Origin of the sequence: Aureimonas sp. OT7, from assembly GCF_014844055.1 — a bacterium.
Classification (GTDB): domain Bacteria; phylum Pseudomonadota; class Alphaproteobacteria; order Rhizobiales; family Rhizobiaceae; genus Aureimonas; species Aureimonas altamirensis_A.
In genome coordinates, this window is sequence record NZ_CP062167.1 from 662,532 (window position 1) to 674,599 (window position 12,068).

Annotated in this window: 10 protein-coding genes and 1 pseudogene; 6 read left to right on the top strand and 5 right to left on the bottom strand. The window is 62.6% G+C overall.

Annotated features, from left to right (window positions below):
• Positions 1-134 precede the first annotated feature (134 nt).
• Positions 135-1,043: a LysR family transcriptional regulator gene (locus IGS74_RS03135; protein ID WP_192389269.1), complete on the bottom strand. Its 909-nt coding sequence runs from the start codon at positions 1,041-1,043 to the stop codon at positions 135-137.
• 94 nt (positions 1,044-1,137) lie between these two features.
• On the opposite strand from IGS74_RS03135, the gene IGS74_RS03140 reads away from it, so the two are divergent.
• The 6 genes from IGS74_RS03140 to IGS74_RS03165 all read left to right on the top strand — a co-directional run bounded on the left by IGS74_RS03140 (position 1,138) and on the right by IGS74_RS03165 (position 7,509).
• Positions 1,138-2,313: a Xaa-Pro peptidase family protein gene (locus IGS74_RS03140; RefSeq protein WP_192389270.1), complete on the top strand. Its 1,176-nt coding sequence runs from the start codon at positions 1,138-1,140 to the stop codon at positions 2,311-2,313.
• A gap of 23 nt (positions 2,314-2,336) precedes the next feature.
• Entirely contained in the window at positions 2,337-3,098 is a 762-nt protein-coding gene (locus IGS74_RS03145) for an ABC transporter permease (protein WP_192389272.1), read from the top strand.
• A 90-nt stretch (positions 3,099-3,188) separates the two neighbouring features.
• Complete coding sequence (locus tag IGS74_RS03150; RefSeq protein ID WP_192389273.1) at positions 3,189-4,184, top strand: ABC transporter substrate-binding protein; 996 nt, start codon at positions 3,189-3,191, stop codon at positions 4,182-4,184.
• A complete protein-coding gene (locus tag IGS74_RS03155) occupies positions 4,184-4,942 on the top strand; it encodes an ABC transporter ATP-binding protein (protein ID WP_192389274.1) in 759 nt (252 codons plus the stop codon). The genes IGS74_RS03150 and IGS74_RS03155 overlap by 1 nt, the downstream gene beginning before the upstream one ends.
• A gap of 20 nt (positions 4,943-4,962) precedes the next feature.
• Entirely contained in the window at positions 4,963-5,709 is a 747-nt protein-coding gene (locus tag IGS74_RS03160) for an aspartate/glutamate racemase family protein (protein ID WP_192389275.1), read from the top strand.
• 12 nt (positions 5,710-5,721) lie between these two features.
• Positions 5,722-7,509 carry a gamma-glutamyltransferase family protein gene (locus tag IGS74_RS03165; RefSeq protein WP_192389276.1) on the top strand — a complete coding sequence of 596 codons (1,788 nt, stop codon included), beginning with the start codon at positions 5,722-5,724 and terminating at the stop codon, positions 7,507-7,509.
• Positions 7,510-7,670: 161 nt separating this feature from the next.
• On the opposite strand, the pseudogene IGS74_RS03170 reads toward IGS74_RS03165, so the two are convergent.
• From IGS74_RS03170 to IGS74_RS03185, 4 genes and pseudogenes are all read right to left on the bottom strand, one after another.
• A pseudogene (locus tag IGS74_RS03170) lies at positions 7,671-8,118 on the bottom strand (IS110 family transposase); the annotation flags it as partial.
• A 720-nt stretch (positions 8,119-8,838) separates the two neighbouring features.
• On the bottom strand, positions 8,839-9,390 hold the full coding sequence (locus IGS74_RS03175; protein WP_192389277.1) for a recombinase family protein: 552 nt from the start codon (positions 9,388-9,390) through the stop codon (positions 8,839-8,841).
• Positions 9,391-9,864: 474 nt separating this feature from the next.
• On the bottom strand, positions 9,865-11,301 hold the full coding sequence (gene hydA / locus IGS74_RS03180; RefSeq protein WP_192391321.1) for a dihydropyrimidinase: 1,437 nt from the start codon (positions 11,299-11,301) through the stop codon (positions 9,865-9,867).
• An 11-nt stretch (positions 11,302-11,312) separates the two neighbouring features.
• Positions 11,313-12,068 carry a 3-oxoacyl-ACP reductase family protein gene (locus tag IGS74_RS03185; RefSeq protein ID WP_192389278.1) on the bottom strand — a complete coding sequence of 252 codons (756 nt, stop codon included), beginning with the start codon at positions 12,066-12,068 and terminating at the stop codon, positions 11,313-11,315.

Consider the following 12,068-nt stretch of genomic DNA (forward strand, 5'->3'; position numbering starts at 1 on the left):
GCCCAACACGAACGAAGATCCTACTCCCTTCATTTCGGAACAGCACCCTTTCCGCCCAATGCTTCATGCCAGCAGCCGCGAGAAGCGCCACGGTGAAATAAGATTACTGCGTCGATTCACTGCCGAGGTATATTTCACTGTCGAGACCCATATTTCTTGAGAGAGCGGAAGATGCTGTGGCGAGCCGTGTCGCATAGCGCGAGCATCGGCAGTGACAGCGTCTTGTTGCGGTGCGTGAGGATGAAGATCGGGAGCGGAATTCGCGGCTCGAACTGTTTCAAGACCAAGTTCGGCGATCTCGGGACTGAAAGAGGATCCACGAAGGCGACCGTCCCGTCGCGCACGGCATGCGGCGCCAGGAGCGAGGCATTGATCTCGGCGCGCACGTTCGGCTGAAGCCCGGCACGGGCGAAAACTTCCCGAATTTGAACGCTCGGCGGGGATTCGACGTCGAAGCCGATGAGCGGGAAGCCCATCAGGTCCTCGGCCCTGATCTTCGGCAGTCCGCACAGAGGATGACCGTCGGTCATAAGGCACCAGACCTCGCTCTCTGCGACGAACGTCTCGGTCACCTCCGGCAGGCCGCTGGTGCCGTGGATGAAGCCGACGTCGATTCTGTTCTGCGCCACCATGGTGCTGATCTGCCTCGACATCCCGATGCCGAAGCGGATGTTGATCTCCGGGTAGCTCACCGAAAAATCGCCAATAGCCCCCGCGATGGCGCCCGCCGCCAACGAGGGGATCGACAGGATGTTAATCTCGCCTCGGCGGGACTTCTGAAGGGCCTCCACCTCGGCGCTGAAGAACCGCACCTGGTTCATCAGGCGCTCGGCCTCGTCACGGATGCGGATCCCGTCTGCCGTAAGATGAAGGCGGTTGCGCCGCCGTTCGAACAGTCGAAGCTGGACGACGTCCTCCAAAGCCGAAACAGCCTTGCTGACGGCAGGCTGGGTCAGGTTCAGCGTACGGGCGGTGGTGGTGACGCTGCCGCTCGCGCAGAGGCTGAGGAAAATATCGAGATGGCGAAGGTTCGGACGGATCATTCCGTCAGGTTATGGAGACAAGGAATATATTTCAATCGACTGCATAGTGCTCCAGGTGCCAACATTTTGGACATGATCGAAATGAGGGCAGGAAATGGAACTGATCTTTTCGCATGAGGAATACGGTCAGCGTGTAAGCCGTGTGAAGCAGGCCATGCGTGAGGCCGGTTTCGATGTCCTTTTGATCTCCAACCCCGCCAACCAGTTCTGGCTTACCGGCTATGACGGATGGTCCTTCTACACCCCGCAGATGGTGGTGATTTCGGTTCAGGAGGACGAGCCCTTCTGGTTCGGGCGCAAGATGGACGCGGTTGGCGCAAAGTTCACCGCGTTCCTCTCCGAGGAGAATGTCGTCGCCTATCCCGACAAGTATGTCGGGTCGAGCGACCTGCACCCGATGCAGTACCTGGTGGAGATCATCAAGGAGCGGGGCCTGCAGAGCGGGCGCATCGCTGCCGAGCAGGACGACTACTATTACACCGCCAAGTGGAACCGGATCCTGACCGAGGGTCTCGGCCAGCAGCATTTTGCGGACGGTTTCCTTCTGGTGAACCGCTGCCGCATGGTGAAGTCGGCCCGGGAAATCGAGTACATGTCGCAGGCCGGCCAGATCGCGACCGCCGCGATGGATGCCGGCCGCCGGCTGGTGCGGGAGGGCGTGCGCCAGTGCGAGGTGATGGCCGAAATCTATAGGGTGACGACCGCCGGCACGAAGGAGTTCGGCGGGACCTTCCCGTGCAAGCCGCCCAACGCGATGGTCGGCGAACTGGCCTCAGCGCCGCATCTGAGCTGGACGGATGCGCCGCTTATACGCGGCGAGGTCTTCTATATCGAGATGGGTGGCATCCGCCATCGCTACCATTCGCCGCTGTCGCGTTGCGTCATGGTCGGCAAGCCGCGGCCCAAGTTGGTGGAGACGACCAAAATCATTCGGGAGGGCCTGGAGGCAGCTCTCGACGTGGTGCGTCCCGGCGTCGAGCTGCAGGAGATGCACGCCGCATGGGATCGCGTGATCCGCCGGCACGGGGTCGAGAAGGACAGCCGTATCGGTTATCCCGTCGGTATCGGCTTTCCGCCCACCTGGGGCGAACTGACCTGTTCGATCCGCGCCGGCGATCGCACCGTCATGGAAGAGAACATGACCTTCCACTGCATTCCCGCTCTCTGGCAGGAAAAATACGGCCTCGTCGTATCGGAAACCTTTGCCGTCACGGCCGGGGGCGCCCGCACCTTCGCGAGTTGCCCGCGGGAACTTCTGACCGCCGACTGATCCGAGCCCGCGAGGAACCCCCCATGAAGGATCTGATGTATCCGATCAGTACGCTGGTACTGGTTCTGCTTGCCTGGCTGGGCGCTGTCTACGTGCTGGGCGTGCCCGCCTACCTCCTGCCGCCGCCCCAAGACGTGGTTGAGCGCCTGATCACCGATTTCGCGTTCCTCATGCGGCACAGCGCCGTGACGACCTTCGTCACGCTCTTGGGCTTCCTCCTTTCCATTGTGATCGGCATTCCGCTCGCGGTATCGATCGTGTCGTCTAGGATCGTTGACAAGGCCATCATGCCTTGGCTGGTCTTGTCGCAGACCTTCCCGAAGGTGGCCCTCGCACCGCTGATCACGGTTTGGTTCGGCCTCGGGATGGCGCCTAAGGTCATGGTCACCTTCCTCGTCGCCTTCTTCCCGGTGGTCGTGTCGAGCGTTGTGGGCCTGCGCTCCATCGAGAACGAGATGATCGAGCTTGCCGACAGCATGAAGGCGAGCCGGTTTCAGAAGTTCTGGAAGTTCCGCATGCCGCTGGCACTCCCCTCGATGTTCTCCGGGATCAAGGTCGCGGTCGCCTTCTCGGTCGTGGGGGCGGTCATCGCCGAATGGGTCGGAGCGACGCAGGGCCTCGGCTATCTGCTTCTTTCGGCCAACTCGCGGCTCGACACATCGCTTCTCTTCGCCGTCCTCGTTTGCCTGACGGTGATCGGCGTCGTCCTCTACTACGCGGTCGAATGGATTGAGCGCGTCACGATCCCCTGGCACGTCACCGTCCGCCTGAAGGATCGCATCTAAGGAGGAGCGACGGCTCCTCCGCGGCCCTTCTGCAGCTCACATCATCCCAAGCCGAAACACCAATCAGATTGTTCCAGAAGGAGAAGCATCATGTCTGTCACACGTCGCGCATTCTTTGCCTCCACGGTCGCCATGGCTCTCTTGTCCGCGATGGGCGCCGCCTCGTCGCAGGAGCTGACCCCCATCAGCTTCCGCCTCGACTGGTCGATCTACGGGACGCATGCGCCGTTCTATCTTGCCCTTAAGGAGGGCCTCTACGAAGAGGCGGAGCTCGACGTTACGATAGGTGAGGGCCAGGGGTCGGCAACGGTGCTGCAACTCGTGGCGCAGGGCAACGACCCCATCGGCTTCATCGATTTCGGCACGGCCGCCCGCGGCATCGAGCAAGGAATGCCCGTGAAGGCCGTGGCGCGCGTCGTGTCCAACGTCATGTGCGTGATCTCGCACGCCGAGAGCCCGATCAAGTCGCCTGCCGATCTCGCGGGCAAGATCGTCGCCTACGGCGCGGCGGAGAGCACGGGCCTCGTATTCCCGGCGCTCCTAGCGTCTCAGGACGTCGATCCGACGAGCGTCTCCGTCATCAACCCGGCGACGGGCGCGAAGAACGCGCTGTTCCTGCAGGGCCGCGCCGACGCGATCCCCGCCAACGTCAACGTCCAGATCGCCCAGCTGGAGGCGGCCGGCGCAGAGATCGATTACTTCATGATGTCCGACTACGGCATCGAGCAGATGAACAACGGCCTTGTTGCCAACGAGAGCTTCCTTGCCGAGCACCCCGATGCGATGAGTGCGTTCATCGCCGTGACGGGCGAAGCTTTTAAGCGGGCCGAGGCCGACCCGGAGGCGGCGGTCGACGCGTTGATCGAAGCCCTGCCCGAGCAGGCCCGCAATCGCAACGAGCTTCTGCGCCAGCTCGAACTGACCCTGCCGCAGCTGACTACGGAAGCGACGCAGGACAAACCTTTCGGCTGGATGGAGGCCGCGGATTGGGACAATACGCAGAGCGTCCTGGTCGATTATCTCGGCATGCCCAACGCGATCCCGGTCGAAGAGTTCTACACCAACGAATTCATCGGTGGGCAGTAATGAGCCAGTCCATCGTCCTGCGGAACGTTTCGAAGTCGTTCGACAAGTTCCAGGCCCTGCGGGATATCAACCTTCACATTGAGGAAGGGGAGTTCGTCGCTCTCGTGGGCAAGTCCGGTTGCGGCAAGAGCACGCTGCTGCGGATCATCGCTGGACTGATGGAGCCTACGGAAGGTGAGGTGCAGGTCGCGGGGAAACTCGTGACCGGCCCATCCGACGGGATCGGCATGGCGTTCCAGACGCCGGTCCTTCTGCCATGGCGGACGGTGGAGGAAAACATCCGCCTGCAGCTCGAAGTCCGCAGGATCGACCGCCCGGACCTCGATCGGGAACTCGCGCGGCTGCTTGATCTGACGGGTTTGAAGGGCTTCGAGAAGCACCGCCCATACGAGCTGTCCGGCGGAATGCAGCAGCGCGTCGCGCTCTGCCGTGCGCTGATCCACGATCCTTCGCTGCTCCTCCTCGACGAGCCCTTCGGCGCGCTGGACGCCATGACGCGAGAACAGCTGAACGCGGAAATCCAGCGCGTCTGGATGGAGACCGGCAAGACGATCGTACTCGTGACCCATTCCATCATCGAGGCGGTGTACCTCGCCGACAGGGTGGTGGTAATGGATTCGCGTCCCGGCCGCGTCACCGAGATCGTCGAGGTGAAAGTGGCGCGCCCACGCTCCTTCTCCCGCCTGAATGATCCCGCCTTCCAGGAGGCGTCCGATCGCATCCGCCGGCTCATGGATGCCGAGGGCATGACAGCATGACCGCGGCGGGGAGGAGAGTGATGAAGGGCGGTCCAAACATCTACGGGCACAGGATCGGCATCCTGATGATCCACGGGCGCTTTCCGCGTCCGCCCGGCGCGATCGGCAATGCCGAAAGCTTCCAATTTCCGGTCCTATACCATGTGGTTCCGGGCGGAACGGGGGAAGTCGTCGTGCGCCAGGCCTCCAGGCTTTCGCCCAACAGCCGCCAGTTGCGGGAGATCGCTGCACCTTGGATCGAGGGCGCGCGCCTGCTGGAGCAGCAGGGCTGCCGCGCGATTACAACCTCCTGCGGCTTCGCGATCCTGTTCCAGGACATGCTGGCCGCCGCCGTATCGGTGCCGGTCTGGTCCTCCTCGCTGCTTCTGGGGAGCTTCGTCCAGCGCGGACTGGCACCAGGCCGCAAGCTCGGCATCGTCACCGCCGAGGCGGCTGCGGTGACGCCGTCGCATTTCACGGCGGCCGGGATCGACCCGGCACGCTGCGCCATGATTGGCATGGAGGGGTGCCGCGAGTTTGCGGCCACTACGTGGAACGATCAGCAATCGCTCGACATCGACCTTGCAGAAGAGGAAGCGGTTTCGGTCGCGCAGCGGCTGGCGAGCGAGAACCCGGAGCTCGGGGCCGTTCTTCTCGAATGCTCCCTGCTGCCGCCGTATGCGGCGGCGATCCAGAAGGCCGTTAACGTCCCGGTCTTCGACTTCACGCATCTCGTCAGGATGGCCCACGACGCGGCCGGACGCCGGCCCTTTCCTGACGTTTCTTAAGGAGACACCGCCTTGGCAGCCTTCACGACTCGTCCCGAGATCAGCGGGACGTTCGGCGTCGTCACGTCAACCCACTGGATCGCTTCGGCGGTCGGCATGGCCATCCTCGAACGCGGCGGCAACGCCTTCGACGCCGCCGTCGCGACCGGCTTCGTGCTACAGGTCGTCGAGCCGCATCTGAACGGCCCGGCAGGGGACCTGCCGGTGATCTACTGCGAGGCCGGCGAACGACCGGAAGTGCTTTGCGCGCAAGGCCCGGCTCCTGCCGCGGCGAGCGTCGAGGCGATGCGCGCGCTGGGTCTCGACATGATCCCCGGCTCCGGCCTCTTGGCAACGGTCGTTCCCGGCGCATTCGATGGTTGGCTCCGTCTCCTGCGCGACCATGGCACGATGGAGCTCGGCGACGTCATTGCGCCAGCCATCGAGTATCTGGAGAACGGCCATCCCGTCCTCTCGGCCGTCTGCGCCGCAATCGCGGAACTCAAGCCATTCTTCGACGCGCATTGGCCGTCCTCGTCGGCCGTATGGGCACCGGGCGGGGCGGTTCCCGAGCCCGGTTACCTTCTGCGTAATCCGGATTTGGCGGCCACGTGGCGCCGGATTTGCGATCTTGCCGTCGGCGAGACAAGGCAGGATCGGATCGACGCGGCAAGGCACGCGTGGAGCGACGGTTTCGTTGCTGCGACGATCACGGATTGGCTGCGAGACGCACGTGTAATGGACGTGACCGGACGCCGCCACCGGGCCTTCCTATCCGAAGGCGACCTGTCGCAGTGGCGCGCGCATGTCGAGCCGACGACGAGCGTCAGCTATCATGGCTGGGAGGTCCACAAGACCGGTCCTTGGGGGCAGGGGCCCGTCCTGCTTCAAGCCCTACAGATCCTCAAGAACTTCGACCTCACCGCGCTGGATCCGATGGGAGCGGAGTTCGTCCATCTCGTGGTGGAGGCGATCAAGCTCGCCTTCGCCGATCGCGAGGCCTATTACGGCGATCCGAACCTCTTCGACATTCCCCTTCGCCACCTCCTTTCGGAGGAGTACGGCCGCGAGCGCGCGCGGGAAATCGGTGCGAGCGCTTCAGTGGAGCAGCGTCCCGGCGAAATTCCAGGCCTCGAGGCCCTTGCGCGGGCGGCGGTCGAGCGTTCGTCCCGACGGCTCGAAATCGACGACAACCCGGCGACGGGCGAACCTACCATGGCCCACTTGACGGACATTAAGGGGGACACGGTTCACCTCGACATCATCGATCGCCACGGCAACCTCGTGTCCGCGACGCCATCCGGCGGCTGGCTGCAATCGAACCCGGTCGTGCCCGGCCTCGGCTTCGCCTTGAACTCGCGGGCGCAGATGTTCTGGCTCGATGACGGGCTCGCCTCGACCTTGCGCCCTAGTGCACGCCCCCGCACGACCCTGACTCCCTCGATCGCCCTTCACGAGGACGGACGCGCGCTGGCCTTCGGCACGCCCGGCGGCGACCAGCAGGACCAGTGGCAGCTCATCTGGTTCCTGCGTTTCGTTCACCACGGAATGAACCTTCAGGCCGGCATCGATGCGCCGCTTTTCCATTCGCAGCATTTCCAGGCGTCGTTCTTCCCGCGCCATGCCAATCCGGGCCGGATGATGATCGAGGCGAGTTTCGGTGAGGACGTGATCAGCGCCCTGCGGGAGAAAGGTCACGAGGTCGTCGTTTCACCTCCTAACACGGTCGGCCGGCTCACCGCGGCGATGCGCCATCCCGACGGCCGGCTGCAGGCGGCGGCGACCCCGCGCCTGATGCAAGCCTATGCGATCGGCAGGTAGATTTCTCAAGAAGGAGGCCAGCGGCTACGAGTCGGCGGTAGTCGACGTCCTTAGTGACAGATCAGTGTTCAGCCGGGATGTACCGTCGCTAAGGGGTTAGATGGCAGCCTTTCCCTGCAGCGGCACAACAGCTGCCCAAGCGCCCGCTCCAGGCCTTCGGGAATGTCGATGCCAAACTCAGCCAGAAAGCCGCGGATCATGTTCACGAGCTGCGTGCGCTGCTTGACCAGAAGGTTGCGCGCTCGGTGCAGCGACAGATCGGCCTGCTGGTCGGCGGACTTCAACGCCACGAAGCGCATGGTGGGACGCGTCACCGCCTCGCAGATCGCCTCGGCGTCCACCGCGTCGTTCTTGCCCCGCTTCACATAGGGCTTTACGTAAGCAGGCGGCATCCGACGAACCTCGTGACCAAGCCGCGTCAGCTCGCGAGCCCAGTGGTGAGAGGTGCCGCAACTTCCATCCCGACGACATAAGGTGGCATCTTGGCGAAGAACGGCAGCACCTGTGCTCGCCGAAGCGCCTTGCGGACAATGACCTGACAGAGGCGTCAATCGCATGAACGTGGAAAACGCGCATGGCCAGATCGAGGCCGATAATGGCGATCTGCATGGCGGATGCCTCCTTGGGCTCGGGTTGCCTGAAGGCAAACCCATCGTAGCACTCAGATGCCGGGAGAGGGAGCCATCCACCTCATCTTCTTCTGGGCGATCTTGGCCGGAAGCGGACAATACATGAGGTGGATGTGAGGTAGCGAAGGACCGATGATCCAAGGGCCATGCTCCGTTCTGGCGACACGGCCTTATTGTTCTGATTGTGACAAGGCTAATGGGAATCCTTCTGGGTGCGCTGGCTCTACCGATGGTCGAAGCGATCGGTACGCTCGTGACCGGTCGGCTTCCGTCTCTCGACAAGTTCGTGGGTGAACTGGGATCAGCGCTTGGCCTCACGTTAATTGTTGGGGTTCCGTTCGCCGTTGCGGTGTGAGCGATCCTGGCGTGGATCGTCTTAACGCGGGGCACGGTGAGCTACAGCACCTGCGCGCTCGTGGCATTGCTGGTGCCCTGCGTTCTTTCGCTTCCGGTTCTGGGCGGCTTGTTTGTCCTAGCCCCGTTCATCGGGCTCGTGGCCGCGTTGATCGCTGTGATCGTGCGGGCGTCGGTGGTTTGGCTCGCGTTGCGCTTGTGCGGGACAGTGGTATGATTCTAAACGTCCGGTCAGAACGCGACGACAAACCCTGCTAAGCGTCCGAGAAGGGTCGCGAGCCGAACGGCAGCTTTCCGCTAATCTTTCGCAGAAGCCGACCGTCACCTTGCTGCCCCTGTGCCGTAGTTAGCCTTGAGGCTCACCGAGTATCCGGTAGACCTGCATGCGTGAGCAGGACAATTTGTCGGCGATTTGGCTGACCGGCACTTTCGCTGCTGCGAGTTCTAGAACTCTAGCCCTGCTGACTCGCCGCTTCCCGCCTTGATAGATGCCCTTTGATTTTGCGCGCTCGATGCCTTCGCGCTGCCGTTCCTTGATGAACCGGCGTTCCATCTGAGCGACCATGCCCAGGACGGTCAGAACCAGATGCCCCATCTCGCCTCGCGTCGAAACGTGTGGGTCGAGTACGGTAAAGAATGCGCCTCGCTGTTCGCACTCATGGATAACGTTTAACACGTCGCGCGTATCGCGGCCGAGCCGATCTAAACGGGTCACCACCAGCTCATCGTTCGGCCGAAGAAAGTCAATGATCGTGGCGAGCTCTGCGCGCCCTTCACGCTTTGATCCGGAAGCCTTCTCGGAGCGGATGATCGAGCATCCCTCGGCAGTGAGCTTCGTCACCTGAAGTTCGAGATCCTGATCGAGCGTGCTTACCCGTGCGTAGCCTATGCGTGCCATGTGTCACCTCAAGCTTTACGCCTGAGGCTACCAAGTCACAAATAGTCGTCGTCAACCCGGATGTTACGGCCCGAGTGTTGCGTGGTGTACATCACATCCGGGTATACCGTAATGTGTTGACGCTTCAAATATCCACCCATTCAAGACATTAGAAGAGGACCTCGTGTTTACCGAAAGCGGCCGTCCAGCCGTGTCTGTTAGGGGCGTCATGCTGCAGTTCCCCCCAAAGCAATTTGCTAGGCGCAATTTTTGAAGCTTCGCACCTCGGGAGGAAGCGTTCCTCGTGGGAGGTGATGAGCCATCGGTCATCAAATAATGCAACAGGCAGAACTACCTCCTGTGGATCGGAGCCAACTGCTCGAAAAATAGGGGCCGGAGAGCAGGGCCCGAGCGCTTCCAAAGAGTGCGAAATCGAGAGCATTCGCTAAAACTGCGACTTCGATGGATGCCAACTGTCTATGTTGGCTGCTAGAGCTATCTGCGTGCGACATTGCCTCGTGCCTTCTCGATTGGGGCGCAGATCTTGGACAATCCGCGGGTGCGGTATCGCCCGTATTTGCCACCGACGAGTTCGCCATCAACGATCATGCACTTGCCGCCGAGGATAACGGTCGTCGGCCAGCCCGTGACTTCCATGCCCTCATAGGGGCTGTAGTCGGCTCCGTCGTGCAGCTCCTTGTGGCGGATGGTACGCGTTTCGTTTGGGTTCCAGATGGCAATGTCGGCGTCCTTGCCCACTGCGATCGAACCCTTGTTTTCCAGTCCATAGATTTGTGCATGGTTGGTTGCAGTGAGCGCAACGAAGCGGGGCAGGTCGATCCGGCCCTTTATGACACCTTCCGAAAAAAAGATCGGTAGCCGCGTCTCGACACCCGGTATGCCGTTTGGGATGTGGCGGAAGCTGGACCGCCCCTTCATATTCAGCTTTCCCTGCGAGTCGTCGTAGCGGAACGGGCAGTGGTCGGACGAAAACAGGTCAAAGAGCCCGGTTTCGATGCCACGCCAGCAATTGGCCTGCTCTGCCGCGTCGCGGGGCGGCGGCGAACACACGAACTTTGCGCCCTCCCAATCCATGCCGTCCAAATCGTCCGCGGTGAGGGTCAGATATTGGGGGCAGGTCTCGCCGATCACCTTGCGGCCGCGGGCGCGTGCCGCGTGGATCTCTTCAATGGCGGCACCATTGGACACGTGGACGATGACGACGGGCACGTCGACCACCTCGGCCAGCGACAGGGCTCGGTGGGTCGCCTCCCGCTCCACGACGACGGGGCGCGTAGTCGCATGGGCCTTCGGCGCGACGTTTCCGGTCGCTTCGTGCAGGCCGATCAGATAGCGGATCGCGTCCTCGTTCTCGCAATGGACCATGACGAGCGCCCCGGTTCGGCGCGCGACATCCATGGTTTCGAGGATCTGCGCATCGTTCAGCCGAAGGCCCTCATAGGTCATGAAGACCTTGAAGGAGGAGTAGCCGTCAGCCACAAGGGCGGGTAGTTCCTGTCCGAGCACGGCCGGCGATGGGTCGGAGATGATCAGGTGGAACGAGACGTCAGTGTAGCAATTGCCTTCGGCCAAAGCGTGGTAGTGCGTCAGCGCATCGCGCAGGGACCGACCCTTCTCCTGCAGGCAGAAAGGCATGACCGTCGTGTTGCCGCCGAAGAGCGCGGACAGCGTTCCGCTCTCGAAGCCGTCCGCCATGACGATACCGTCGCCGGAAGGTTGTGCCAGATGGACATGGCTGTCGATGCCGCCCGGCAGGACCAGGCGGTCCGTGGCATCGATAATTTCTGCGGCCTCCGTAAGTCCTTCGCCCACCTGGACGATGCGGCCGTCGCGGATGGCCACGTCCGCCTTGAATACGTCGGATGCGGTGGCGACCGTTCCGTTGACAATGACCAGATCGAACATGGAAATTTCCGCCGAGACTATAGGAGCACGTCGCCGCCATTGGGCGACAGAGACTGACCGATGAAGAAGGACCCGGCCTCCGACGCGAGCAGCAGCGCGGTCGGTGCTATCTCGTCCACGCGACCGAAACGCCCGATGGGAAGTTGCGCCTTCTTCATCGCTCGCCATTCGTCGCTCAGCCCCATAAGGATGTGGGTTTCGACAGGGCCAGGGGCGATGGCGTTGACCGTGACGCCCTTGGGCGCCGCCTCATAAGCGAGCGAGCGTGTCAGGCCGACAATCCCGGCCTTTGCCGCGCAATAATGGGTCAAGCCCGGCGCACCCTTGTAGGCGAGCTGCGAGGCGAAATTGATGATCCGGCCCCAGCCGCGCGCCGCCATTGCCGGATAGTATTTCTGCGTGACCATGAAGGTGCCGCGAAGGTTGACGCCCATCACCCTATCGTAGTCGTCGAGGGTAATGTCCTCGAAGGCGACGTCGCCGCCGATGCCTGCACAGTTGACGAGGATGTCGACATGGCCGAGGGCCTCGCCGCTCCATGCGGCAAGGGCCTCGACGTCGGACGGGCTGGATACGTCGCACGTCGTGTGATGGACGGGCGTCCCCTGTTTGACCAGGCGCGCCGCAAGCGCCGTCGCATTCGCGTCGTCGCCATATTGGCAATAGCCAACCTTCGCGCCCTGCGCTGCGAAGAGTTCGACGATCGCGCCACCGATGCCGCGGCTTCCGCCGGTCACGAGGGCCGTGCGGCCGGTCAGATCGAATTGCTGCAT